The sequence below is a fragment of the Kitasatospora sp. NPDC057692 genome, assembly GCF_042799475.1.
Lineage (GTDB): Bacteria > Actinomycetota > Actinomycetes > Streptomycetales > Streptomycetaceae > Kitasatospora.
In genome coordinates this window covers 1-24,498 of record NZ_JBHVIV010000109.1, presented here as the reverse complement: position 1 = coordinate 24,498, position 24,498 = coordinate 1, and the positions used below count along the sequence as shown (strand labels likewise).

General features: G+C 75.0%; 25 protein-coding genes. 7 read left to right on the top strand and 18 right to left on the bottom strand.

Features of this window, described 5'->3' with window-relative positions:
* The 3 genes from ACFVFS_RS36310 to ACFVFS_RS36300 all read left to right on the top strand — a co-directional run.
* Window positions 1-587 (top strand): cytochrome P450 (locus ACFVFS_RS36310; protein WP_380629225.1); only part of this gene is annotated, 587 nt, incomplete at its 5' end.
* Between the two features lie 30 nt (window positions 588-617).
* Window positions 618-884, top strand: a complete 267-nt coding sequence (locus ACFVFS_RS36305; protein ID WP_380629224.1) for a hypothetical protein — start codon at window positions 618-620, stop codon at window positions 882-884.
* Entirely contained in the window at window positions 881-1,171 is a 291-nt protein-coding gene (locus ACFVFS_RS36300) for a hypothetical protein (RefSeq protein ID WP_380629223.1), read from the top strand. The genes ACFVFS_RS36305 and ACFVFS_RS36300 overlap by 4 nt, the downstream gene beginning before the upstream one ends.
* On the opposite strand, the gene ACFVFS_RS36295 is transcribed toward ACFVFS_RS36300, so the two are convergent.
* Window positions 1,161-1,979, bottom strand: coding sequence for an isocitrate lyase/phosphoenolpyruvate mutase family protein (locus ACFVFS_RS36295; protein ID WP_380629222.1), 819 nt, complete (start codon window positions 1,977-1,979; stop codon window positions 1,161-1,163). The two genes, ACFVFS_RS36300 and ACFVFS_RS36295, sit on opposite strands and share 11 nt — an antisense overlap.
* Window positions 1,976-2,473, bottom strand: coding sequence for a carboxymuconolactone decarboxylase family protein (locus ACFVFS_RS36290; RefSeq protein WP_380629221.1), 498 nt, complete (start codon window positions 2,471-2,473; stop codon window positions 1,976-1,978). Before ACFVFS_RS36290 ends, ACFVFS_RS36295 begins: the two co-directional genes overlap by 4 nt.
* Window positions 2,474-2,743: 270 nt before the next feature.
* Between ACFVFS_RS36290 and ACFVFS_RS36285 the strand changes: the two genes are divergently transcribed.
* From ACFVFS_RS36285 to ACFVFS_RS36275, 3 genes are all read left to right on the top strand, one after another.
* Window positions 2,744-3,535: an NRDE family protein gene (locus ACFVFS_RS36285; RefSeq protein WP_380629220.1), complete on the top strand. Its 792-nt coding sequence runs from the start codon at window positions 2,744-2,746 to the stop codon at window positions 3,533-3,535.
* A 184-nt stretch (window positions 3,536-3,719) separates the two neighbouring features.
* Window positions 3,720-4,067 carry a S26 family signal peptidase gene (locus ACFVFS_RS36280; RefSeq protein ID WP_380629219.1) on the top strand — a complete coding sequence of 116 codons (348 nt, stop codon included), beginning with the start codon at window positions 3,720-3,722 and terminating at the stop codon, window positions 4,065-4,067.
* 40 nt (window positions 4,068-4,107) lie between these two features.
* A complete protein-coding gene (locus ACFVFS_RS36275) occupies window positions 4,108-4,650 on the top strand; it encodes a GNAT family N-acetyltransferase (protein ID WP_380629218.1) in 543 nt (180 codons plus the stop codon).
* A gap of 22 nt (window positions 4,651-4,672) precedes the next feature.
* Here the strand turns inward: ACFVFS_RS36275 and ACFVFS_RS36270 are convergent, their stop codons facing one another.
* From ACFVFS_RS36270 to ACFVFS_RS36235, 8 genes are all read right to left on the bottom strand, one after another.
* Window positions 4,673-5,350 carry a response regulator gene (locus ACFVFS_RS36270; protein WP_380629217.1) on the bottom strand — a complete coding sequence of 226 codons (678 nt, stop codon included), beginning with the start codon at window positions 5,348-5,350 and terminating at the stop codon, window positions 4,673-4,675.
* 4 nt (window positions 5,351-5,354) lie between these two features.
* Complete coding sequence (locus tag ACFVFS_RS36265) at window positions 5,355-6,542, bottom strand: sensor histidine kinase (protein WP_380629216.1); 1,188 nt, start codon at window positions 6,540-6,542, stop codon at window positions 5,355-5,357.
* A 5-nt stretch (window positions 6,543-6,547) separates the two neighbouring features.
* Entirely contained in the window at window positions 6,548-8,758 is a 2,211-nt protein-coding gene (locus ACFVFS_RS36260) for an MMPL family transporter (RefSeq protein ID WP_380629215.1), read from the bottom strand.
* A 266-nt stretch (window positions 8,759-9,024) separates the two neighbouring features.
* Window positions 9,025-9,669 (bottom strand): dihydrofolate reductase family protein, encoded by a 645-nt coding sequence (locus tag ACFVFS_RS36255; protein ID WP_380629214.1) that lies wholly within the window; start codon window positions 9,667-9,669, stop codon window positions 9,025-9,027.
* A complete protein-coding gene (locus ACFVFS_RS36250) occupies window positions 9,666-10,934 on the bottom strand; it encodes an RNA polymerase sigma factor (RefSeq protein ID WP_380629213.1) in 1,269 nt (422 codons plus the stop codon). The genes ACFVFS_RS36255 and ACFVFS_RS36250 overlap by 4 nt, the downstream gene beginning before the upstream one ends.
* On the bottom strand, window positions 10,931-11,302 hold the full coding sequence (locus ACFVFS_RS36245; RefSeq protein ID WP_380629212.1) for a YciI family protein: 372 nt from the start codon (window positions 11,300-11,302) through the stop codon (window positions 10,931-10,933). Before ACFVFS_RS36245 ends, ACFVFS_RS36250 begins: the two co-directional genes overlap by 4 nt.
* A 263-nt stretch (window positions 11,303-11,565) precedes the next feature.
* Window positions 11,566-12,459 carry a sigma-70 family RNA polymerase sigma factor gene (locus ACFVFS_RS36240; protein ID WP_380629211.1) on the bottom strand — a complete coding sequence of 298 codons (894 nt, stop codon included), beginning with the start codon at window positions 12,457-12,459 and terminating at the stop codon, window positions 11,566-11,568.
* A 91-nt stretch (window positions 12,460-12,550) separates the two neighbouring features.
* Window positions 12,551-13,399 carry a hypothetical protein gene (locus ACFVFS_RS36235; protein ID WP_380629210.1) on the bottom strand — a complete coding sequence of 283 codons (849 nt, stop codon included), beginning with the start codon at window positions 13,397-13,399 and terminating at the stop codon, window positions 12,551-12,553.
* Between the two features lie 180 nt (window positions 13,400-13,579).
* Between ACFVFS_RS36235 and ACFVFS_RS36230 the strand changes: the two genes are divergently transcribed.
* Entirely contained in the window at window positions 13,580-15,079 is a 1,500-nt protein-coding gene (locus ACFVFS_RS36230; RefSeq protein ID WP_380629209.1) for a PLP-dependent aminotransferase family protein, read from the top strand.
* Window positions 15,080-15,182: 103 nt separating this feature from the next.
* Here the strand turns inward: ACFVFS_RS36230 and ACFVFS_RS36225 are convergent, their stop codons facing one another.
* The 8 genes from ACFVFS_RS36225 to ACFVFS_RS36190 form a co-directional block, all read right to left on the bottom strand.
* A complete protein-coding gene (locus ACFVFS_RS36225; RefSeq protein WP_380629208.1) occupies window positions 15,183-15,383 on the bottom strand; it encodes a DUF6126 family protein in 201 nt (66 codons plus the stop codon).
* Between the two features lie 31 nt (window positions 15,384-15,414).
* Window positions 15,415-16,083, bottom strand: a complete 669-nt coding sequence (locus ACFVFS_RS36220; protein ID WP_380629207.1) for a helix-turn-helix domain-containing protein — start codon at window positions 16,081-16,083, stop codon at window positions 15,415-15,417.
* Between the two features lie 72 nt (window positions 16,084-16,155).
* Window positions 16,156-17,889 (bottom strand): pyruvate dehydrogenase, encoded by a 1,734-nt coding sequence (locus ACFVFS_RS36215; RefSeq protein WP_380629206.1) that lies wholly within the window; start codon window positions 17,887-17,889, stop codon window positions 16,156-16,158.
* Window positions 17,890-18,044: 155 nt separating this feature from the next.
* A complete protein-coding gene (locus tag ACFVFS_RS36210) occupies window positions 18,045-20,459 on the bottom strand; it encodes a glycoside hydrolase family 65 protein (RefSeq protein ID WP_380629204.1) in 2,415 nt (804 codons plus the stop codon).
* A complete protein-coding gene (locus tag ACFVFS_RS36205) occupies window positions 20,456-21,226 on the bottom strand; it encodes an HAD family hydrolase (protein WP_380629202.1) in 771 nt (256 codons plus the stop codon). Before ACFVFS_RS36205 ends, ACFVFS_RS36210 begins: the two co-directional genes overlap by 4 nt.
* Before the next feature lie 112 nt (window positions 21,227-21,338).
* Complete coding sequence (locus ACFVFS_RS36200; RefSeq protein WP_380629201.1) at window positions 21,339-22,124, bottom strand: VOC family protein; 786 nt, start codon at window positions 22,122-22,124, stop codon at window positions 21,339-21,341.
* A 180-nt stretch (window positions 22,125-22,304) separates the two neighbouring features.
* Window positions 22,305-22,766, bottom strand: coding sequence for an SRPBCC domain-containing protein (locus tag ACFVFS_RS36195; RefSeq protein ID WP_380629199.1), 462 nt, complete (start codon window positions 22,764-22,766; stop codon window positions 22,305-22,307).
* Between the two features lie 97 nt (window positions 22,767-22,863).
* A complete protein-coding gene (locus ACFVFS_RS36190) occupies window positions 22,864-24,498 on the bottom strand; it encodes an LCP family protein (protein ID WP_380629198.1) in 1,635 nt (544 codons plus the stop codon).

Below are 24,498 nucleotides of genomic sequence, written 5' to 3'. Positions count from 1 at the left end.
TCACCACCGACCTCATCGCCGCCCGCGAGGACGAGGACCGGCTCAGCGAGATCGAGCTGGTCGGCACCCTGCTGCTGATGCTGGTGGCCGGCCACGAGACCACGCTCAACCTCATCACCAACGCCGTCCGCGCGCTGCTCGCCCACCCCGGGCAGCTGCGGCTGGTGCTGGATGGCACGGTGCCGTGGTCGGCGGTCGTCGAGGAGACGCTGCGCTTCGACTCACCGGTCGGCCAGTTCCCGCTCCGCTACGCGACCGAGGACATCCCGGTCGGCGACACGGTGATCCGGCGGGGCGAGGCGCTGCTCGCCTCGTACGCGGCCGCCGGGCGGGACGGCGCGCGCTTCCGGGACGCGGACCGCTTCGACGTCACCCGGCAGCCGAACCGGCACCTGTCCTTCGGGCACGGCCCGCACTTCTGCCTCGGCTCCGGGCTCGCCCGGCTGGAGGCGGAGACGGCGCTGCGGCTGCTGTTCGAGCGCCATCCCGCGCTGGCGCTCGCCGAGGGGCCGGCGCCGGAGCCGATCGGGTCGTTCGTCAGCAACAGCGTGCGGACGCTGCGGGTCACCGTCCGAAGCCCGCGGTGACCGGGGGCGGCCCGGGTCGTTGGGGGGTTCATGAAGAAACTCGCCACCCTGGCCGCCCTCACCCTGGCCGGTCTCGCCGCCGCCGCTCCCGCCGCGTCCGCCGCCACCTCCACCGCGAACTCCCCGGACGCGCTCGGCGGCCTGTCCAACGGGCTCACCCTCTCCCCCGCCGACCTCGTCATCCACCATGCGAAGGACCTGCCGCTGGTCGGCAAGGTCGCCACCGAGGTCGAGGCCATCGGCACCGGCCAGATGACCCACCCGGGCCTCAGCGGCCAGATCGGGCAGGGTCTGTGACCGGCGTGCGGCGGCCGGCCGCGCTCGTGCTGGCCGCGCTGGCGCTGGCCGCCGCGCCGGCGCCCGCGTTCGCGTTCACGCCCGGGGCGGCGGACGCGCCCGGGGCCGTGGACGCACCCGGGGCCGCGCCCGCACCCGTCCGGGACTTCGGCGCCGCCGCGGGCTGCCTGCAGGAGGTGGCGGCCGTCCCGGCGCTCGGCAGCCACGGCGCCGGGCCCACCCACTGCGCCGCCGACGGCACCGTGCTCGACCACGCCGTGGGCATCCTGGGCTCGCTCACCCGGTGACGTGGAGGCCCTGCAGCTCCCCGTAGTCCAGCCCGCCGTCGAGCGCGGTGTACGTGCCCCGCGCGTACACCTCCTCGGCGGCGCGCCGCACCGCCGCGTACGCGGCCCTCGCCAGGCCGGGGCCCAGGCTCACCCGGGCCACGCCCAGCGCCGCCAGCTCCGGCACGGCCGGCGAACCCGGCCCGGCCAGCACGTTCAGCGGTGCCGGGACGGCCTCGACCAGCGCGGCGATCACCGCCGGATCGGCCACCCCCGGCACGAACACGCCGTCCGCGCCCGCCTTGACGTAGGCCCGCAGACGGGCTACCGCCTCGTCCAACCGCTCCTCCGGCGCCCCCAGCCGCCGCAGGAAGACGTCCGTGCGGCCGTTGACGAACAGCGGCACGCCGGCCGCGTCCGCCGCCGCGCGGGCCGCCGCGATCCGCTCGGCCGCCTCGGCGGCGGGCCGGACGCCGTCCTCCAGGTTGACGCCCACCGCGCCGGTGGCCAGCAGCGCGGCGACCGTCTCGCCGACGCCCGCGGCGGTGTCGGCGAAACCGCTCTCCAGGTCGGCGGTGACCGGCAGCGGCCCGGCCGCGCGGACCACCAGCGCGGTCTGCGCCAGGACCGCGTCCCGGTCGGCGGCGTCGCCGTCGGCGCTGCCGAGCGCCCAGCTGACGCTCGCGCTCGCCGTGGCGAGGGCCGGCGCCCCGGCGGCCGCGACCAGCCGGGCGCCCACCGCGTCCCAGACGTTGGCGAGCACCAGCGGCGTGCCCGGGCGGTGGAGTTCGTGCAGAAGGCGGGCCTTGTCCCGCTGTTCCGTGCTCATCGCGGCAGCCCCTGCTTCGCGGCCGGGCTGAGCCGGGAGGTCACGCCGATCCGGTTCCAGGCGTTGATGGTGACGATCAGCGCGATCAGCTGCGCCAGCTCGGCCGGCTCGAAGTGGGCGGCGGCCTCGTCGTAGACGGCGTCCGGCACGTGCCCCTGGGTGAGCAGGGTGACCGACTCGGTCAGCGCGAGGGCGGCCCGCTCCCCGGCCGTGAACCAGGAGGTCTCCCGCCAGGCGGGGAGGGAGAGCAGGCGGTGCTGCTGCTCGCCGTTCTTGAGCGCGTCGGTGGAGTGCATGTCGATGCAGAACGAGCAGCCGTTGATCATCGAGGCGTGCACCTTGACCAGCTCGGCGAGCACCGGGTCCACCCCCTGCCGGGCGGCGCGCTCCACGGCGTACATCGCCCGGTAGTACTCGGGCGCCAGGTCGGGAAGGGAGATCCGCTGCGCCGGGGCGGGCACGGTGGCTTCGGTGCCGTCGTTCGTCGTCGTCATGACCGCCAGCCTAGGAACCCGGCGGCCCGCCGTCCCGGTACGTTCGGCCACCGGAATCGTGGGCCACTTCGGGCCTCGGGGTGCGGGGCCCGGCGTCCGGCGTCCGGGTGCGGGTGCGGGTGCGGGTGCGGGTGCGGGCGGCGAGTGTGGCACGGCCGGACGGTCGGGCGGAAGACCGCGCGCCCCTGCCGGTTCACGAACGGGCGTGCGAGGATCGCGGGGAGGGTGGTGCCGACGAGGTCAGGGGGACCGGACGTGTGTACGGCGTTCGTGAGCATCGATCCGGCGGCGGCGGTGCCGGTGCTGCTGCTGTCGGTGCGGGACGAGTACGCCGGACGGCGGTGGGTGCCGCCCGGGCGCCACTGGCCCGCCCAGCCGTCGGCGGTCGGCGGGCTGGACCTGGTCGCGGGCGGGACCTGGCTCGCGGTGGAGCCCGGCGGGACGGATGCTCCGGGTCCCGTCGCCGCGTGCCTGCTGAACGGTTTCGGCACCCTGGCACCGGCGCAGGCGCGGCTCTCGCGCGGTGAGCTGCCGCTGTTCGCCGTCCGGGGCGGCCGGCTCGGCGACCTGGACTTCGACCGCTACGACCCGTTCCACCTGGTGGTCGTCCGGCCGACCGGCGCACGGGTGCTGAGCTGGGGCGGCAGCGGCAGCCGGCCCGCCGAACTGGAGCTGCCGACCGGCCTGAGCGTCGTCCTCAACGACGGTCCGGAGGGGCTGGCCGAGAGCCGCACCGCCTCCGAGCGGATCCGCGTCCTGATGGCCGCCCGCGCCGCCCACTTCCGCGCCCGCTTCACCGCCGAGCCCCGGCCGGAGCCGCTCCCCGGCCCCGCGACGGCCGAGGAGGCCTGGGGCGGCTGGCTGCCGATCGCCGCCGGCGACGGGCTGGCGCTCGACGACCGCGCCGCGCTGGTCCAGCGGCGCGAGTTCGGGGACGGGCGGATCTGGGGCTCGTCCTCGATCTCGCTGCTGGCCCTGGGCGCCGGGACCGTCCGCTACGACTTCGCCGCGGTCCCCGCGGAGCCGGACGGCTGCGAGGGCTGGCGGCGGGTGGAGCTGTAGCCGCACCGAGGGGGCGTTGAGCTCCACCCGGTGCCGCCGGCGGTGGCTCGCCCTTCGGCGCGGGCCTCGCGCCAGCGCTTCGCGACGACGTCGCTGACGTGGCAGTGGACGGGGGCGCCCGGCCCCGGCGGCCCTGGGCGAAAACCGGTGGGCCGGCGGTGGGCAGGTCTGCCACGATCATCGGATGGGTGTATTGGATGCTGTGGCGGCCCGGGTGGCGGGCGGGGCCACCGTGGAGTTCCGGCCGAGCGGTTCGTCGATGGTCCCGCTGATCCGCAGCCGGCAGGCGGTGGTCGTCGCACCGGTGGACCCGTCGAGGCTCGCCGTCGGGGACATCGTCCTGGCCCGGGTCGCCGGGACGGTGTACCTGCACCTGGTGTCGGCCCTCGATCCGGCCAGGCGGCGCGTGCAGATCAGCAACAACCGGGGCCGGGTGAACGGTTGGACCGGCCACGACCGGGTCTTCGGGATCTGCCTCGCGGTCGACGGGGTCCCCCGGGCCGGCACCGCGGACAAGGTGCGGCCGGGCTAATGCGTTTGCCGACGGACGACCCGTCGGATAGGAAGTCGGCATGCTTCGAGGCGACAAGGTCGGGCTGCGGGCCCGGTACGAGGAAGACATCCCGATCCTGCTGACCGAGCTCTACGACGACGTGGTCAACTCCGCACGCTCCGAAGGCCGGCCGTGGCGGCCGCTCACGCCCGGCTCGAAGGACCCCCGGCTCGTGGGGGACGACACGCAGCAGGCGCACGTCTCCTTCTCCGTGGTGGAGTTGGCGGGCGGCACGCTGGTCGGCACGGCGGCGCTGTGGGGCATCGACACCCACAACCGGACGGCCCACGTCGGGCTCGGGCTGCTGCCGTCCACCCGCGGCAAGGGCTACGGGACGGATGTGGTCGCGACGCTGTGCCAGTACGGCTTCGTGGTGCGGGGCCTCCAGCGGCTGCAGGTCGAGACGCTGGCCGACAACACCGCGATGCTGCGCGCCGCCGAGCGCAACGGCTTCGTCCGCGAGGGCGTGCTGCGCTCCTCGGCCTGGGTGATGGGCGAGTTCCTGGACCAGGTGCTGCTCGGCCTCCTCGCCGAGGAGTGGAAGGCGGCACGGAAGGCCTGAGGGCGTGAGGTGAGGGCCGTCGTCATTCGTCCTCGGGCGGGACGCCGGGCGGGCGCCGGCGGCGGCCCAGGAGTCCTCGGTCGAGGGCGGTGACGACCGCGTGGGTGCGGTCGTTGACGTCGAGCTTGGCGAAGATCCGCAGCAGGTGGGTCTTCACCGTGGCTTCCGTGATGACGAGCCGGCGTCCGATCTCCACGTTGGACAGGCCGTCCGCGACGGCGTTCAGCACCTCGGCCTCGCGGGCGGTCAGGGCCACGGGGGCGGGGCGGCGCAGGCGGGCGACCAGGCGTTCGGCGACCCGCGGGGCCAGGACGGTCTCGCCCCTGGCCGCGGAGTGGATGGCGTCGACCAGCTGTTCACGCGTGGTGTCCTTGAGCAGGTAGCCGATCGCCCCGGACTCGACCGCGCGCTCGATCTCCTCGTCGGTGTCGTAGGTGGTCAGGATCAGCACCCGGGTGGCCGATCGGGCGGCGGTGATCTCGGCGGTGGCGCCCGCCCCGTCGAGGACCGGCATCCGCAGGTCGAGCAGGGCCACGTCGGGCCGCAGGCGGGCGACGAGTTCGACGGCCGCACGACCGTCACCGCCCTCGCCCACGATCTCGACGGTCGGTTCCGAGGCCAGCAGGGCGACCAGCCCGGCCCGCATCACGGTGTGGTCGTCGACCACGACGACGCGGACCCTTCCCGGCACGGGATCCATGCCCTCACCCCCGACCGTGGACGGGGACCGCGGCGAGCACACGGGTCCCGTCGCCGGGCGAACTGGTCACGGTGAGCTCGCCCCCGAGTTCGGCGAGCCGCCGGCGCATGCCGTTGAGCCCGAAGCCGTCGGAGTCCCGCACCACGAACCCCTCCCCGTCGTCGGTGATCTCCAGCTCGATGCCGCAGGGGACGGGCCCGAGGACGACCGACACCTGGGAGGCGGCCGCGTGCTTGCGGACGTTGGCCAGCGACTCCTGGGTGCAGCGCAGGAGCGCGATCCGGGTCGGCCCGTCGCACGCGACCTCCGCCAGCTCCGCCGTCACGAGCAGCCCGGTGTCCTCGGTGAACCGCTCCAGGGTCCGGCGCAGGGTGGTGGCGATCGAACCGGCGGCGGGCCCGCTCTGCGGCGCCGAACCCACCAGCACGCGCGCCTCCGCGAGGTTCTCCCTGGCGGTCCGCTCGATCGAGAGCAACTGCTGGGCGGCACGGCCCGGATCGGCGGCGATACCGGCCGCGGCCGCCTCCGCCAGCACGATGATGGAGGCGAAGCCCTGCGCGAGGGTGTCGTGGATCTCCCGGGCGAGCCGCTCGCGCTCCTCGGTGGCGCCCTGCAGCCGGTGCGCCTCGGCCAGGCGCAGTCGGGCGTCCTCCAGTTCCGCGCCCAGCCGGCCGGCCCGCTCGTCGCTCTGCTCGACGATCCGGACCACCCCGAGCCCGACGAGCACGCCCGCCAGCCAGCCGAGGAGGGTGAAGACGACGTTGCCCGCGGCGAACTCCTGGGCGTCCCAGGCCTGATGGCGGACGATGCCGATCGCGGTGGCCGCCGCCGCGGCGGCGCTGAGGGCGATCGCCCGGCGCGGGCTCCCGGCGAGCAGCCAGAACTGCGGGAGGGAGACGATGAACAGCGCCGCGCCGTCGCCCCTGACGAGCGCCAGCGCCCCCATGCCGAGGACGAGCACGCCCAGGAAGGCCCGCGGTCGCAGCACCGGACGGTCGGGGCGCGCCGAGGCGCCCGCGTAGCAGAGGGCCAGCGTCGCCGACAGCCCGATCGTCCAGTACGTCGTGGCACCCGTGTCGCCGAGCACGGAGACGACCGGGGGAAGGACTCCCAGGACGACCCACACCACCGCGTACCAGCGGCGGAGCGACCGTAACCGGAACCGGTCCTCGGGCTGCGGAGGTGGAGTCATGACGGTCAGCCTACGGTCGCCCGCCGCAGGCGGGGACGCGGGCGCGGGCGCGGACGGGGGCGCTGCGGCGGCCACCAGGCCGTGTCGCGGAGCAGCAGCAGGGCCGAGGGCAGCACCATGAGCCGGACGACCACGGCGTCCAGCAGCACGGCCACGGCCAGGCAGAAGCCCATCTGCTTCATCTCGGTGAGGTGCAGGGCGACGAAGGCCCCGAACACCGTCACCATCACGACCGCCGCGCTGGTGACCACCTTGGCGGAGCCGCGGATCCCGGCGAGGACCGCCTCGGGGGCCGGCAGCCCGGCGCGCACGGACTCCTGGATCCGGCTGACCACGAACACCTGGTAGTCCATCGAGAGGCCGAACAGGATCACGAAGAGGAACAGCGGCACCCGGGAGGCGATCGCGCCGAGCGAGTCGAAGGCGAGCAGGCCCTCGGCCCACGTCCCCTGGAAGACCGCGACCAGCAGGCCCAGCGAGGCCCCGGCGGACAGCAGGTTGAGGACGACGCCGAGCAGCCCGAGGACCGGTGAGCGGAACGCCCAGAGGGTCATCAGGAAGGTGGCCAGCAGCAGCAGGCCGACGACCAGCGGCAGCGTCGAGCGCTCGTGCGCCACGTAGTCGCGGCCCCGGGCCACGTCCCCGCTCACCGCGCTCTCCGCTCCGGCCAACGAGCCGACGGTGGCGGGCAGATGGACCCGCCGGAGGCGGTCGAGGGAGGCGATCGCCTCCGGGGAGGAGGCGGGGAAGGGGGCGGCCAGTTCCAGCACGGTGGTCCGGCCGTCGGCGGAGCCGCGCAGCACCGGTTCGGTGCCGGCGGCGAACAGCGGGTCGGCCTGGGCCCGCCGGCCGAGGTCGGCCAGCGCCCGCTTCACCTCCGCGGCCCGGTCGGGGGCGGCGCGGGTGACGACCTCGTGCCTGGTCAGGAGCTCGGGGAAGGCGTGGGTGAGCCGGTCGTGGACCCGCATCGCGGGGATGTCGCGGGAGAAGGTGTCCTTGCCCGGGTCGACCAGCCTCAGGCCGAGGGCGGGCGCCGCCAGGCCGAGCATGAGGAGGACCGAGAGGCAGAGGGTGAGCGCGGGGTGCCGCTGCGCGGGCCGGAGCAGGGCGCCGACCAGCCGGCCCGGGCCGTCCGCCGTACGGCCCGACGCCTTGCGCTCGGCCCGTCCCACGACCCTTCCCCCGGTCCTGCGTTCGGCACGGCGTTCGGCACGGCGGCCGATCGTCACCAGGAGGGCGGGCAGCACGGTGAGCGAGCTCGCCACGGCGACCGCCACGACCAGGATCGTGCCCGTCGCGAGGGAGGAGAAGATGACGTCGGAGGCCACGTAGAGGGTGGCGGTGGAGACGATCACGGCGAGACCGGAGACGACGACGGCGCGCCCGGCGGTGGCGGCCGCCAGCTCCACCAGGGCCTCCGGCGCGAGCCGCCCGCCGCTGCGGGCCCGCTCCTCGCGTTCGCGCTCCAGGTGGAAGAGGGTGTAGTCGACGCCCACCGCCAGACCGATGAGCAGGATCATGTTGGTCCCGACCCCGGCGTCGGGGACCAGGTGCGAGACCAGCATGGACAGGCCCAGGGCGGCGGCGATCGAGGAGAGCGCCAGCAGCAGCGGCACGCAGGCCATCAGCACCGAGCCGAAGACGAGCAGCAGCGTCACGAGCGTCACCGGCAGGGTGAGGCGCTCGGAGAGGGCGAGGTCCTTCCCGCGCTGCTCGTTGACACCCTTGCTGATGGAGGGCGAGCCGGTCTCCTCCACGATCAGTCCGGGGTGGGCCGCCTGCGCCTTCGCGGTCTGCTCCAGGAGCGGGACGACGCTCTTCCTGCCTTCGAGCTCGGGCCCCTTCAGCACCACGGGGACCCGGAGTGCCTCGCCGTCCTGCGACCGGACGGGCGCCGCGACCTCGGCCACCTCGGGCAGTGCCCGCATGCGCTCCGTGACGTCCTGGGCCGCCGCGGCCGCGGCGGTCGCGTCCAGCTTCCCGGAGGCGGAGTGGATGAGGATGTGTTCCACGGGCCTGCGCTCCAGGCCCCCTTCGGCGGCGAGCGCCTCGGCACGCCCGGCCTCGCCGACCCGGTAGTCCTCGGTGGTGGCCTCGTTGGTGCCGACGGCGATACCGGCGCCGAGGCAGAGGACGACGAAGGCGAACCAGCCGGCGATGGCGGTCCGGGCGTGCCGGGCGCTCCAGCGGGCCATCCGCACGGGGAGTTGACTCATACCGGCGATCCTCCGCAACCGGCCCCGGTCCGCGACACGCCTGCCCGGTGGAACCTGTTGTCCACCGGTCGGTGGACGGCGCGGGCAGTCGGACCGGCCGACTTCCCGCGCCGGGCAAGGGGTGGGCTGCGACGGGTGTGGTGGCGGAGGGCGGGGGCGGAGGGCGCGGGCGGGGGCGGAGTCGGTGAGGAGGGTGGTCGAACGGAGCACGCCGTAGGCGGCCCCGGGAGGTCCGCGGACCTCCCGGGGCCGCCGCTTCCCACCGGCTACTTCCGCCAGAACAGGTGGTGGGTCACACCGCTCGGGCTCGGCACGACGTCCACGTGGAAGCGGTCGCGCAGTTCGTCGGGGGACTCCCACAGCTTCAGGCCCGATCCCAGCTCCACCGGCGAGACCGCCACGTGCATCGCATCGACCAGGTCGGCGTCCAGGAATTCCCGGATCGTGGTCACGCCTCCGCCCAGGCGGACGTCCTTGCCCCGGGCCGCCTCCTTCGCCTGTTCGAGGATCGTGGCCGGGTCGCCCTCGACGAAGTGGAAGGTGGTGTCGGAGAGGGTGATCGACGGCCGCTCGTGGTGGGTCAGGACGAACACCGGGGTGCGGAACGGGGGCCGGTCCCCCCACCAGCCCTGCCACTCCAGGTTCTCCCAGGGCCCGCGCTGGGGGCCGAACTTGTTGCGGCCCATGATCTCGGCGCCGATGTTCCGGGCGTAGTCCCGGGTCAGGTGGTCGTCCAGGCCCCGGCTGCCGCCGGGGTCGGTCCGCATCGGCCAGCTCGCCGTGGCACCGGCCCAGGAGAACAGCCGCTCGGCGTGGTCGAGGCCGAACGGCCGCTCCAGGGTCTGGTCCTCGCCGGCGGCGATGCCGTCGGCCGAGACGTTGAAGTTCTGGACCCTCAGGAGTTGAGTCACGGTTTCCTCCGGTGTGTGCCCGTCTCCAACCGGCGGGCGTGGGCGGTCAGGTGGCGGCGTTCCGGGGCGCTGGTGGCGCGGCGGGCGGCCTCGCGGTAGACGTCCGGCGCCGTCGGGTCGCCGAGGAGTTCCAGGAGGTGCGCCCGGGTGGCGAACAGGCGGTGGTGGCGGGCGAAGCGCTTGTCCGCCTCCAGCGGGGCCAGGGCGGCCAGCCCGGCCGCCGGGCTCTCGACCATGGCCAGCGCCACCGCCCGGTTGAGGGCGATGAAGGGGTTCTCGCCGAACCGGGCCAGCAGGTCGTAGAGCGCCAGGATCTGCGGCCAGTCCGTCGACCCGGCGTCCGGTGCCTCGTCGTGGACGGCCGCGATCGCCGCCTGGAGCTGGTACGGCCCCACCCGGCCGCGCGGGAGGGTGCGGCTGATCAGGGCCACCCCCTCCGCGACGAGGGCGGCGTTCCACAGCGAGCGGTCCTGCTCCGCCAGCGTCACCAGCTCCCCGCCCGGTCCGGTGCGCGCCGGGCGGCGGGCGTCCGTGAGCAGCATCAGGGCGAGCAGGCCCGCCGTCTCGGCGTCGTCCGGGACCAGCCGCAGCAGCAGACGGGTCAGCCGGATCGCCTCGGTGGAGAGCTCCGGCGCGGTGAGGTCGTCGCCGGTGCTCGCCGTGTACCCCTCGTTGAAGATCAGGTAGAGCACCTGGCGGACCTCGGCGAGCCGTTCCGACAGCCGCCGGTCGGGCAGGCCGGCGGTCCGGACGGTCTGCTTCGCCCGGCTGATCCGCTGCGCCATCGTCGCCTCCGGCACCAGGAACGCCGCCGCGATCTGCGCCGTGCCGAGGCCGCCGACCGACCGCAGGGTGAGGGCGATCCGGCTGGGCGCGGACAGGTCCGGGTGGCAGCAGAGGAACAGCAGCTCCAGCGAGTCGTCCCGCCCGCCGGCCGACGCCGCGTCGGGCGCGGGGCTGAGCAGCGCGGACTGCGGTGTGGCGAGGGCGAGCGCGTCCTCGCGGCGCCGGCGGGCCGCCTCGCTGCGCACGGCGTCGGCCAGCCGCCGCCCGGCGACCGTCACCAGCCAGCCGCGCGGGTTCTCCGGCACCCCCTCGGCCGGCCACTGGGTGGCGGCCGCCAGCAGCGCCTCCTGCACGGCGTCCTCGCAGGCGTCGAACTGCCCGCGTCCGTACCGGCGCACCAGCGCCCCGAGGGCCTGCGGCGCGAGCTCGCGCAGCAGACCCTCGAAGCGGCCGGGATCCGGCAGCCGACCGCCGCTCACACGTCCGCCGCGTTGGCCGGGGACTCGTGCAGGATCGGCCACAGCTCCACCGGCTCGACGTCCGCGAACGGCATGTCGGCGGCGATCTGCTGGGCGCGCTCCAGGCTCTCGCAGTCCAGCAGGTAGAAGCTGGCGATGTACTCCTTGGTCTCCAGGTACGGCCCGTCGGTGACCGCCGGGAGGCCGTCCGCGCGCCGCACCAGCTGGGCGGCGGCCGCGTCGGCGAGGCCGTAGGCGCCGAGCAGCTCGCCGGACTCGCGGTACCTGGTGTTGAACGCCTCCTGCTTGGCGATCGCGGCCGGCCACTCCTCGGCCGGGAACGCGTCCCACTTCGCCTGGTTGCCGTAGATCATGGCGACGTACTTCATCTCGGGTGTCCTCCCGTCCCGCACGCCCCGTGCGGCGCGCTCTCACCCCTCGGTCGGAGCGGGCCGCCGGGGTCTCGACATCCATCGGCAAGATTTTTCCGACATCTTTCCCCACGCCGGATCGGGGTGGCGGGAAGGGCGCTCCGGGGTTCCGTCCGGGGCCGGGGATTCGGCATGGTCGACGGACAGCGTGCGAGCGGGCGGGGGAGCCATGACGCGGACGGCCGTGCCACCACCGACCGTCCGACGGATCGAGGCGGGCGTCAGGCCGCCGACAGGCCGAGGCGCTCCAGGCGCTCCGGGTCGGTGAAGATGTTCAGCTCGACGATCCTGCCGCCGCGCACCGTGAACGCCGCGAGCGAGACCGGGCGGCCGTCGACGAACGCGGCCACCGCCGGCTCGCCGTTGACCAGCACCAGGCGGGACTCCCCGGCGAACTGCGCCCCGAAGAGGCTCGCCCCGGCCGCCACCTCGTTCGCGCCGCGCCGGAAGGTGGCCGGCCGCGGCGCGCCGCCGTCGGAGCGGGCCACCACGTCCGGGTCGAGGACGGTGAGCAGCGCGTCGAAGTCCCCGCCGCGGGCGGCGGCCAGGAAGGCCTCCACCACCTCGCGGCGCAGCGCCAGGTCGGCGTCCGGCGCGGGCGCGGCGCCCTGGACGCGGCGGCGGGCCCGGCTGGCGAGCTGGCGGGTGGAGGCGGAGGTGCGGCCGAGGATCGGGGCGATCTCGTCGAACGGCACCGAGAACAGGTCGTGCAGCACGAACGCCAGCCGCTCCGCCGGGGCCAGGGCCTCCAGCACGATCATCAGCGCGATGCCGACCGAGTCGGCGGTCAGGATCTCCTGCTCCGGGTCGATGGACCGGGCCCCGCCGATGATCGGATCGGGCAGCCGGACCTCCCGGCCGTCCTGCTCCAGCAGGGGGTCCTCGCGCCGGGCGACGCGGGAGCGCAGCAGGTCCAGGCAGACCCGGCCGGCCACGGTGGTCAGCCAGCCGCCCAGGTTGACGACCTCGCCGACGTCCGACCGGCTCAGCTTGAACCACGTCTCCTGGACGGCGTCCTCGGCTTCGCTGAGCGAGCCGAGCATCCGGTAGGCGACCGCCCGGAGATGGGGCCGGTGCTCCTCGAAGCGCTCGGCCAGAAGGTCTTCCCCGTTCATCTGTCACACCCTCGCGTCGGGATCCGTCGGTTCACTGACGGACGCTAACCGGTCCGCGTGACACGAGCGCGCCGCACGGTGGCTCCGGGCCTCAGGGGCGGCGGGGACCGCGGGCGGACGGGGCCGGGCCGCCGGACGGACGCGTGCGGGGCGGCCGGGGCGGGCGGGCCGCGCCCGGGGCGGCCTGGCGGCGCTGGATCTCCCGCCAGATCCGCGGCGGGCACGGGCCCTGCGGGTGGTCGGAGAGGAAGCTCTCGTACGGCACCCGGCGCGGCGCCATCCCGATCTCGACCCAGGACGGCTTGCCGGTGCGGTCCCAGCCCTCGTTCTCCATCCGGATGTAGTCGTCGCGGTGGTCCTTGTCCTTGCTGGTGATCTGCAGGACCTCCGCGTACCCGGAGCGGACGCCCACCACCACGCAGTAGTGCCGCGCCGCCTCCGCGCGGTCCCGGAACGGCACCATCGCCACCCACACCTCCCCCGCCGCCGGGCGGCTGACGGTCGCGGTGCGCGAGGAGGCGCGGTCCGGGGACGGCGCCGTCCGGCGGGGACGGGGGCGCTCCACCGGCTCGCCCGCCCAGGCCCGGACGCCCAGCCGCCACGCCCACGCGAACACGCCCACCGCGAGGCACTGCAGGGCGTAGCCGTTCGCCGCCGCCGGGTCCTGGCCGGCGCCGAGGGCCTTCGGCACGAGGTACGCGCCGACCAGGTGGGCGACCAGCGAGCAGGCGGCGGCCAGCGCGGCCGCCCGGGCGGGCGACACCCAGCGGGGGGCGGCCCGGCGGCCCCGGCTCGCCTGCAGGTCCACCAGCAGGGCGACCGCGTACGCGATGCCCGCCAGGATCGCCACCTGCCCGGGCGTGGTGTGCTGCGGCGGGGTCTGCGCCCGCATGAGGGCGGGGACCAGGACCGGCACGGCGAGCGGATATCCCAGCACCACGACGAGGAACGGCAGGAGGAGGACGGTCAGGCAGCCCCCGCGCCCGGGCCGCCGTCTTCGCGGCCGAACCACTGAACTCCCGTACTGGTACGCCATGTTCGCCACCCCCACCGCGATCGTGCGTCCGGCGCAATGTACCGGACATCCGGGAGCCGCGGGGGTGGCGGCGATAATCCCGCCATGAGCCGCCCCCGAACCACTCCCGGCGCCGCGCCGGGCGCCCCCCGGAGCGCCCCGCGCGAGACCCGCGCTGCCGCCCCCTGGACCGCGTTCGGCGGCGATCTGCACCTCGACCTCGGCGAACGGCGCGCCGCCGGGGCCGGGTTGCGCGCGGCGCTGGAGGACGCGCTGCGCGAGGCCGTCCAGGACGGGCGGCTCGCCCCCGGCGCCCGGCTGCCGTCCTCCCGGGCGCTCGGCGAGGACCTCGGGATCGCCCGGAACACCGTCGTCGAGGCGTACGGGCAGCTGACCGCCGAGGGCTGGCTCAGCTCCCGGCAGGGCTCCGGGACGACGGTCGCCGAACGCGCCGCGCCCCGGCCCGCCGGACCGGCCGTGGGGGTGCGGGCGGGCCACCGCCCCACCGGGCGGCACGACCTGCTCGCCGGACGCCCCGACCTCTCGCTGTTCCCGCGCTCCGCCTGGCTGGCCAGTGCCCGCCGGGCGCTGGCCGTGGCCCCGCACGAGGCCTTCGACTACGGCTCGCCGCTGGGGCGGATCGAGCTGCGGCGGGCGCTCGCCGACTACCTGGCCCGGGTGCGGGGCGTGCGCACCGATCCGGACCGGCTGCTGGTCTGCGCCGGATTCGGCCAGGGTCTGGCCCTGCTGGCCGCCGCGCTGCGCGAGCGCGGGGTGGAGCGGGTGGCCGTCGAGACGTACGGGCTGCCGCCGCAGCGGGACACCCTGCGAGCGGCCGGGCTCGGCCTCGCGCCGCTGCCGCTGGACTGCGCCGGGGCGCGGACGGACCTGCTGGCGGGAGCAGGGGCGGGGGCGGTGCTGCTCACTCCGGCACACCAGTTCCCGACCGGCGCGGCGCTGGCCGCCGAGCGCCGGGCGGCCGCCGTCCGCTGGGCCCGCGAGCACGACGGCTACGTGATCGAGGACGACTACGACGGCGAGTTCCGCTACGACCGGCAGCCGCTCGGCGCGATGCAGGCGCTGGCCCCGGACCGCGTGGTGTACGGCGGCACCGCCGCCAAGAGCCTGGCGCCCGGACTGCGGCTGGCCTGGCTGGCGCTGCCCGACGAGCTGGTCGAGCCGGTCGCCCGGCTCAAGGCGTCGGCGGACACCATGAGCCCGGTGATCGACCAGCTCACCTTCGCCGAGCTGATCACCTCGGGCCGGTACGACCGGCACGTCCGGCGCTGCCGGCTGCACTACCGCCGCCGCCGGGACCTGCTGGTCGCGGCGCTCGCCGACCGGGCCCCGCACGTACGGGTCACCGGGATCGCCGCCGGGCTGCACGCCGTCCTGGAGCTGCCGCCCGGCTCCCTCCCGGAGCCCGAACTGATGGACCGCGCCCGCGCCGCGGGCCTGGTCCTCACCGGCCTCGGCTGGTACCTGGCCGACCGGGAACTCGCCCCGGACGCCCCGCCGGCCCTGGTCGTCGGCTACGCCACCCCGACCGACCGCGCCTTCCCGGCCGCCCTCGACGCCCTGTGCGGGGTGCTGCGCACGGCCTGAAGCGGCCTGAAGCGCCCCGAGACGGCCCGAGACGGCGCGAGACGGCCCGGGGCGGCAGGCCGCCGGGGGCGGGCCTCGGCGGCCTGGGGCGGGGGGAGCCGGACTACTTGTTGCGGCTGCCCAGTTCGAACAGGAGGATGATGAAGCCGGCGAAGAGGTGGCCGCCGGCGGTGTAGATCACCAGGCGGTGGTAGACCCGGCGGTTCGCCCACTTGCCGGCGTCGATGGTCTTCGGGGCGCCCTCCTCGTTGGTGTCCGGGGTGGGCACGGCGGTCGGGGCGGGGGTGGCGGCGGTCTCGGCCATCGGGGTGTCCTCCGGTTTTCCTGACGTCGGGTCAGTGGTGCGGGGCGGCTGGGCCGCCGCCGAGGCAGAGTTCGCCGCCGGGGCTCTGCAGCAGGGTGTGCATGAAGAGCAGTTCGACCCCGGACGAGGAGTCGGCGGCGATGCAGTGCGGGGTGAGCGAGTCGAAGTGGGCGGAGTCGCCCTCGTCCAGCAGGTGGACGCGTTCGCCGAGGGTCAGCTTCAGCCGGCCCTGGAGGACGTAGAGCCACTCCTCGCCGGGGTGGACGCGGACCACGGCGTCCTGCACGCCCGGGGGGACGTGCACACGCAGCGCCTGCATCGCCCGGCCCGGGGCGCCGGCCCGCCGGTAGCCCCAGCCGCCGGCCCGGCCGGGTTCGATCGCGCCGCCGCGCACCACCGGGTCCGGCTCGGTGACGGTCTCACCGAGCAGGCCGGAGACGGAGGTGCCGTAGGCGCGGGCGAGGCCGAGCAGAACGGGCAGTGAGGGCTGCCGGCGTCCGGTCTCCAGTCGGGACAAGTAGGCTGGGGAGAGACCGACCCGGGCGGCGGCGACCTCCAGCGTGAGGCGGCTGCTGAGCCGGTGGTCGCGCAGCCTGGCGGCGAGGCCGGCCACCTCCTGCGTCTCGTGGTCGCCCGCGGGAGCGGCGGGGACGGCGGGAGCGGCGGAGGCCTCGGGCGGACCGGCTGGGCTGGTGGTCATGTGTCCAGTGGACACCTCGCGTGCCGCACGGGCAATATTTTTGCCTCGCAGGCAAAAGCGCGCGTCGAGCCCCTACGGGCGGGGAATGTTCCTGAGGTTGGACCGGGCCAGGTCGATCATCCGGCCGACGCCGCCGGAGAGCACCGTACGACCGGCGGCCAGCGCGAAGCCCTTCAGCTGGGCGGCGGTGATGTGCGGCGGGATGGACAGCGCGTTCGGGTCGGTGACCACGTCCACCAGCGCCGGGCCGGGCCGTTCCAGCGCCTCGGCCAGCACCTCCCGCACCCGGGCCGGCTCGGTGACCCGCTTGGCCTGGATCCCCATCGCGCGGGCGATCCCGGCGTAGTCGACGTCGCCGTTGTCGATCTCCGACTCCGGGTAGCCGGAGACCAGCATCTCCAGCTTGATCATGCCGAGCGCGCCGTTGTTGAAGACCACCGTCTTCACCGGCAGCCGGTGCCCGGCCACCGTCAGCAGCTCGCCGAGCAGCATCGACAGGCCGCCGTCGCCCGCCATCGCGATCACCTGCCGCCCCGGGAAGGCGAGCTGGGCGCCGATCGCGTGCGGCAGCGCGTTGGCCATCGAGCCGTGCAGGAAGGAGCCGATCACCCGGCGGCGCCCGTTGGGCTGCAGGTAGCGGGCGGCCCAGACGTTGTTCATGCCGGTGTCGACGGTGAACACCGCGTCGTCCGCGGCCACCTCGTCCAGGACCGCGGCCACGTACTCGGGGTGGATCGGCAGGTGCTTCTCGATGTCCCGGGTGTACGCGCCGACCACGCCCTCCAGGGCGCGGCAGTGGCGGCGCAGCATGTCGTCGAGGAAGGAGCGGTCGGACTTCTGCTCCAGCAGCGGCAGCACGGCGCGCAGCGTGGCGGAGACGTCGCCGTGCACCGCGAGGTCGAGGGCGGTGCGGCGGCCCAGCCGGGTGGCGTCGTGGTCGACCTGGACGGTGCGGGCCTGGGGCAGGAAGGAGTCGTACGGGAAGTCGGTGCCGAGCAGCACGACCGCGTCGGCGGAGTGCAGCGCCTCGTGGCAGGCCCCGTAGCCGAGCAGGCCGCTCATGCCCACGTCGTACGGGTTGTCGTACTGGATCCACTCCTTGCCGCGCAGGGAGTGTCCGACCGGTGCGTGCAGGACGGCCGCGACCTCCATCACCTCGGCGTGCGCCGAGCGCACGCCGGCGCCGCAGAACAGGGCGACCCGGCGCGCGGAGTTGAGCACCCGCGCGAGCTCCTGCACCTGGGACCAGGGCGGGGCGGCGACGGCCTGCTCGGTGAGGAAGTGGCTGGTGCCGGTCGGGTTGGCCGCGGAGAGGGCGGCGACGTCGCCGGGGAAGGCCAGCACCGAGACGCCGCGGGCGCCGAGGGCGTGCTGGATCGCGACCCGCAGCAGACGGGGCAGCTGGCCGGGGGTGGAGAGCATCTCGCACCAGCTGCTGCAGTCGGTGAACACCCGCTCGGGGTGGGTCTCCTGGAAGAAGCCGGTACCGATCTGACCGGAGGGGATGTGCGAGGCGAGGGCGAGGACGGGGACGCCACTGCGCTGGGCGTCGTAGAGGCCCTGGATGAGGTGGGTGTTGCCGGGGCCGCAGGAGCCGGCGCAGACCGCCAGGCGGCCGGTCAGCTCGGCCTCGGCGGCGGCCGCGAAGGCGCCGGCCTCCTCGTTGCGGACGTGCACCCAGCCGATGCCGTCCGCCCGGCGGATCGCGTCCACCACGGGGTTGAGGCTGTCGCCCACCACGCCGTAGACCCGTTCCACCCCGGCCTGCCGGAGCACCTCCACCAGTTGCTCGGCCACGCTCACCATGGGGATCTCCTGACGCCGGGGACGCGCGACACCAGCACCGTCCGCCGCCGGCGGGCCCCCCGCACCCGGGGTGGGCCGGACGGGTGAAGGGGCGCCGGACGGGTAAAGGGGCGCCGGGCAGGTGAAGGGGCGCCGGACGGGTGGGGGGCGCCGGGCTACTCGGCGGCCAGGTGGTCGGGGCCGGAGGTGAGGCGGCCGGTGGAGAGGCCGGCCTGGGCCTGGCGGCGGGCCGGTTCACGGCCGGGGGGCTGGCTGCAGCGCTCCTGGGCGGGCGGGGTGGTGGTGGGCAGCGAGACCGGACGGCCCGCCTTCACCTGGACCGTCTCGCCGTCGTGCCGCAGGTGGATCACCTCGCCCCGCCGCAGCGTGTACGTGGTCCGGTCGTGGTCGATCCGCACCCCCAGCAGCTGCCCGTGGACCAGCAGCGAGAAGCTGAGCCGCATCAGCCCGATGGGCAGCCGGGGCCGGAACCAGAGCACCTCGCCGTGGTCGCGCAGCCCGCCGAAGCCCGCCACCAGGGCGATGCAGGCCCCGGCGAGCGAGGCCATGTGCAGGCCGTCGCGGGTGTTGCCGCCGAGGTCGTGCAGGTCCATCAGGGCGGCTTCGGCAGTGTAGTCGTACGCGAGGTCGAGCTGTCCCACCTCGGCGGCCATCACCGCCTGGGTGCAGGCGGAGAGCGAGGAGTCGCGGACGGTCAGCCGCTCGTAGTAGGCGAAGTTGCGGGCCTTCTGCTCGTCGGTGAAGGCGTCGCCGCGGACCTGCATGGCGAGCACCAGGTCGGCCTGCTTGACCACCTGCTTGCGGTACAGGTCGAAGTACGGGTAGTGCAGCAGCAGCGGGAAGTTCTCCGGCGGGGTGTTCTCGAAGTCCCAGACCTGGTGGTCGGTGAAGCCGTCGGCCTGCGGATGGACGCCGAGGTTCTCGTCGTACGGGATGAACATCGCGGAGGCGGCGTCCCGCCAGGCGGCGGTCTCCTCGGTGTCCACCCCGAGCCGGGCGGCCTCGCCCGGGTGCCGGGCGGCGGCCTCGGCGGCGGCGCGCAGGTTCGTCTGCGCCATCAGGTTGGTGTAGACGTTGTTGTCCGCGACGGCGCTGTACTCGTCCGGGCCGGTGACGCCCTCGATGCGGAACCGGCCGACGGCGTCGTGGTGCCCCAGCGAGCGCCACATCCGGGCGGTCTCGACGAGCAGTTCCAGCCCGTAGTCGCGCTCGAACTCGGTGTCCCCGGTGGCCCGGACGTAGCGGGCGGCGGCGGCCGCGATGTCCGCGCCGATGTGGAAGGCGGCGGTGCCGGCCGGCCAGTAGCCGGAGCACTCCTCGCCGCGGATCGTCCGCCAAGGGAACACCGCGCCGGCCAGGCCGAGTTGGACCGCCCGATCGCGGGCCAGCGGAAGCGTGGTGTGCCGCCAGCGCAGGGCCTGGTTGACGGCGGCGGGCAGGCAGTAGGTGAGCACCGGCAGCACGAAGGCCTCGGTGTCCCAGAAGCTGTGCCCGTCGTAGCCCGGTCCGGTCAGCCCCTTGGCGGGGATGGCGCGCTCCTCGCTGCGGGCACCGGCCTGGAGCACGTGGAAGACGGCGAACCGGACGGCCTGCTGGAGTTCGACGTCGCCCTCGATCTCGACGTCGCTGGTCTCCCAGAACTCCTCCAGGAAGTCAGCCTGTTCGGCGACCAGGCCGTCCCAGCCGGTGTACCGGGCGGCGGTCAGCGCGGCCTCCACCTGGTCCCGGACGGCCGGCAGCGAGCGGGTCGCCGACCAGCCGTAGGCCATGAACTTCACCAGTCGCAGCCGCTCGCCGGGGTTCAGCACGGTGGTGACGCTGATCCGGCAGTGGTCGGCCTCCGCCTCGGCGACGGTGTCCAGCCGCTCCGGGCCCTCGATCAGGTGGTCCATGCCGGCCGCGACCCGGATGCCGCTGTACCGGGTGCGGTGGACCAGCACCGCCTTCGTCCCGCCCGCGTGGTTCGCCTCGGCGAGCAGCGGGGCCTCCAGCACGGCGGCGGCCCGCGGGTCGCCCTCGGGGCCGCCGGGCAGCTGCTCGTTGGCGACCAGCTCGCTCTGCAGCACGATCCGCACCGGGCCGTCCACCGCCTCGACGGTGTACTCGACGGCGGCGATGGCCCGCTGGGTGAGCGAGACCAGCCGGGTGGAGTCGACCTTGATGGTCCGCCCGGCCGGGGAGGTCCACTCGGCGGAGCGCCGAAGCAGGCCCTCGCGGAAGTCCAACCAGCGGCGGTGGCTGACCAGTTCGCCGTAGCGCAGGTCGAAGGGCTCGTCGTCCACCAGCAGCCGGATGATCTTGCCGTTGGTCACGTTGATGACGCTCTGGCTGGACTCCGGATAGCCGTAGCCGCCCTCGCCGTAGGGCAGCGGGCGCAGCTCGAAGACGCCGTTGAGGTAGGTGCCGGGCAGGCCGTGCGGCTCGCCCTCGTCGAGGTTGGCGCGCAGGCCGATGTGGCCGTTGGAGAGCGCGAAGACGGACTCCGCGCGGGCCAGCGAGGTGAGGTCCAGGCCGTGCTCGGCGACCTGCCACGGGTCGACGGCGAAGGGCTGCTCCTGACCGCTCGTCACGACGACGCCTCCTCGGTCTGCTGCGGGTGGTCGGGGATCAGTTCGGCGAGGTCGCGGACGACCACGGTGGCGCCGTCGCGGCGCAGTTCGGCGGCCTGGCCGGTGCGGTCCACGCCGACCACCGCGCCGAAGCCGCCCGCCCTGCCGGAGGCGACCCCGGCCAGCGCGTCCTCGAACACGGCGGCGTGCGCGGGCTCGACCTTCAGCGCCCGGGCGGCGGCCAGGTAGGTGTCCGGCGCGGGCTTGCCCGGCAGCCCCTCGCGCTTGGCGACGACGCCGTCCACGATCACGTCGAAGTAGCCCTCGATGCCCGCCGCGCGCAGCACGTCCCGGCAGTTGGCGCTGGACGAGACGACGGCGGTGGGCAGGCCGAGCGCCCGCAGCCGGCGCACGTAGGCGACCGAGCCGTCGTACGGGGCGACGCCCTGCTCGCGGATCATCCGCAGCACGGTGTCGTTCTTGGCCCGGCTGACGCCGTGCACGGTGCGGGCGCCCGGCGGGTCGGCGTCGGTGCCCTCGGGCAGGTCGACGCCCCGGCTGTGCAGGAAGGCGCGGGTGCCGTCGAGTCGCGGCCGCCCGTCCACGTGGGCGTCGTAGTCGGCGACGGCGTCGAACGGGGTGAACGGCCCGCCGGTGCGGGCGGCTTCGGCCCGCAGGAAGGCGTCGAAGGTGTCCTTCCAGGCCGCGGCGTGCACCGTGGCGGTCTGGGTGAGCACCCCGTCGAGGTCGAAGAGGAAAGCGCGGATGTCGTCCGGTAGCCCCAGCATGGGTGCAGTCTTACCCGTCCGCGCGCGCCGTGCCGCCCATTCCCGGCGGCGCGTCGCGGGAACGGGCGGCGGTTCGTTCGGAACGGGCCGGAGGACGGCCGGATCCGGCCGCTCAGGGCGAGTCCGGGGTGGAGGTGACCGCGAAGACCGCGCCCTGCGGGTCCCGCACCACCGCCATCCGCCCGGCCTGCATGTCGAACGGCGGCTGGATCACCGATCCGCCCGCCTTGACCAGGGCGTCCACGGTGGAGTCGGTGTCGTCCACCGAGAAGTAGGCCATCCAGTGCGGGGGCGTGTCCGGCGGCAGGTACCCGGCGACCGGCTGCATGCCGCCCACCGTGTGGTCGCCGACGTTGAGCGAGTAGAAGCCGTCCATGCCCTGGATGGTGCCCGGGCGCAGGCCGAGCGCCTGCTGGTAGAACCGGCCGGCCGCGGCGGTGTCGGTGGTGTTGAGCTCGTTCCAGACCAGCGCGCCGGGCTCGTTGACGATGCCCGCGCCGATGAACTCCAGCTTCTGCCAGACGCCGAACACCGCACCGGTCGGGTCCGCGGCGACCAGCATCCGGCCGGTGCCGCCGACCTCCATCACCGGGTAGACGATCGTGCCGCCGGCCCCGGCGATGGCCTGCGCGGCGGCGTCGGCGTCGTCCGCGGCGAGGTAGGTGGTCCAGCCGACCGGGGGCAGCGGCTGCCCCTCCGGAGCGGATCGGGCCATGATCCCGGCGACCGGCCGGCCCTTCAGCGAGCACACGGCGTAGCCGCCGTACTCGGCCGGGCCGACCTCGCCCTGCCAGCCGAACAGGTCGCGGTAGAAGTCGAGCGCGGCCTGCTGGTCGCTCGCCATGAGGTCCACCCAGCAAGGGGTACCGGGCTTGTACGGTGCGGTGACTACGGGCATTCCTGGGCCTCCAAGCGATGGTCGTCCGCCGGGCGGACCGCCGGGGGCGCGGGCCGTCCGGCCGCGCGGCGCCGACGGCCGTACACCGCCCACGATCGCCGTGCCTCCGCGATCCCGCCACCGGACGGCGTCCCGGCGGGTCGCCGTCCGCCGGGCGGCCACCGGCGCGGGCCCGGGCGGTCACGGCGCGTGGTGGTGGCCGCCCTTGCTGAAGAGCGGCTGCGCCCGGCCGCTCTGCGCGTAGTCCTTGAGCCGGACGAGCAGCTGCGCCCAGGTGCCGGCCACCAGCGGCACGCCCTCCTCGCTGCCGGGCTGCCAGCCGCCGTGCCGCAGCAGCAGCCGGGTGCGGTGGCCGGGACCGCCCCGCTCCTCGGGCCGCTCGGCGAGGTCCCAGCTGATCCAGGTGCCGGCCCAGTGCGGCGGGAAGGCTCCGGCGTTCGTCCAGACCACCCGGTCCTGGTCGGCACGCTCGCGCCGCAGCCGGTGGGGCTCGGGGTCGCCGGGGACGTCGAGCAGCAGCACCTCCCCCTCCCGCTCCACCTCGGTCGTCCACCAGGAGGTCAGCCCGTCGTGGGTGGTCAGCGCGGCCAGCACGACGGCGCGCGGAGCGGCGATGTCGAGCTCCAGGGCGATCTCGGCCATGGGTTCCGCCTTTCGGGCCTGCGGCTCCCCCCGGCGTGTCCGCCAGGCCCACCATGGCACGGGCCCGCGGACGGCGCGCCCCGGGGCGCGGGCCCGGTCAGCCGCCGGAGCCGTAGGTGGTGTTGTCGCAGATGTTGTCGTCGGCCGAGCGGGCGTCGGCGGTGACGCTGCTGGGCAGCGGGGCGGGCGTGCCCGGGGTGGACGGGGCCGCCGAGGTGCTGCCGGCGGCGGCCGTGGCACCGTTGGCCGCCGCGAAGTCCTGGCCGACGATCACGGTGAGGCCCGGCGCGGTGCCGGACTCGACGACCGCGCCCGGGAACAGTGCGGCGACCTTCTCCGCGTTGGCCTTCTGGCCCGAGCCGTAACGGACCATCGTGGTCGTGTACTTGGTGCTGTCCGCCCGGCCCGTCGCGGTGGCGTTGAACTTGGCCGCCTTGAGCTGCTCGGTCGCCTTGCCGGCCATGCCGGCGGCGGCGGTGCCGGTGAGGACGGACACCTTGATGTTCCTGTTGGCGGCGTCGGTCGCGAGCGGGGAGGCGGGGACGGACGCGGTGGTGGCGGCGGCGGTGGTGGCCGGGGCCGCCGGGGCGGTCGGGGAGGCGGCCTCCGGGGGCTGCTCGCCGGTGGCGTTCTGGCCGTCGATGGTCCGGTCGGCCTTGAGGGTGTCGAAGAGCTTGTTGGCGTCCGCCTGGACGATGTCGAGGTTCTTGTCGACGGTGCGGAACCGCCAGGGCAGGGTGATGAACTTGAGGTCGTGCAGGTCGATGTTGCGCAGCGACAGGCCGAAGGACATCAGCTTGTCGGCGCTGTCGAGGCCGGGGTCGACGGTCAGCGACTTGGTGGCGGCGTCGGCCAGCGGCAGCAGGGTGGTCGGGTTGAGGCCCTGCTTCTTGATCTTGGCGGCCAGCGAGCTGATGAAGGCCTGCTGGCGCTTCATCCGGCCGATGTCGGAGCCGTCGCCGATGCCGTGGCGCAGCCGGACGTAGTCGAGCGCCTGCTGGCCCTCCACCTTCTGCGGGCCCTTCTTCAGGACCACCGCGCCCTTCGTGGGCAGCTTCTCGTTGAGGTCCCTCTCGTAGATGTCCTCCGGCAGGCAGACGTCGACCCCCTCGACCGCCTTGGTCATCGTCGAGAAGCCCGAGAAGTCGACCACGATGGTGTGGTCGACGCGGATGCCGGTGAGCTTCTCCACGGTGTTCTGGGTGCAGGCGGGGTTGCCCTCGTCGGTCTCGCCGGTGGAGAAGGCCGCGTTGAACATCGCGCTGGAACTGCCCTTGGTCCACTTTCCGTTCGGCAGCTTGCACGGGGGCGTCACCACCATCGCGTTGCGCGGTATGGAGATGCCGACGGCGTGCTTGTGGTCGGCGTAGACGTGCAGCAGGATCGTGGTGTCCGAGCGGGCGCCGCCCTCCTCGCCGCCGCCGAGGTCGGAGTTGCTCTTGCCGCGGCTGTCGGAGCCGATCAGCAGCACGTTGACCGGCTTGTTGCCGTCCGCGTCGGCCTGCGCCTCCGGCGGCCGGTCCTTGGCTATCGCGTCCGCGTCGAAGGACTTGATGTTGCCGTTCAGCTTGTAGTAGATCAGCCCGCCGGTGCCCGCCATCAGGACGAGCACACCGGCGGCGGACCAGGCCACGATCTTCTTGGCGCTCCGTTTCGGCCTGCGCGCCGCCGCCCGCGCCGCCGCGCGCCCGCCGGCGGCCGGGGGCGCCCCCGCGGCCCCGCCCACTCTCAT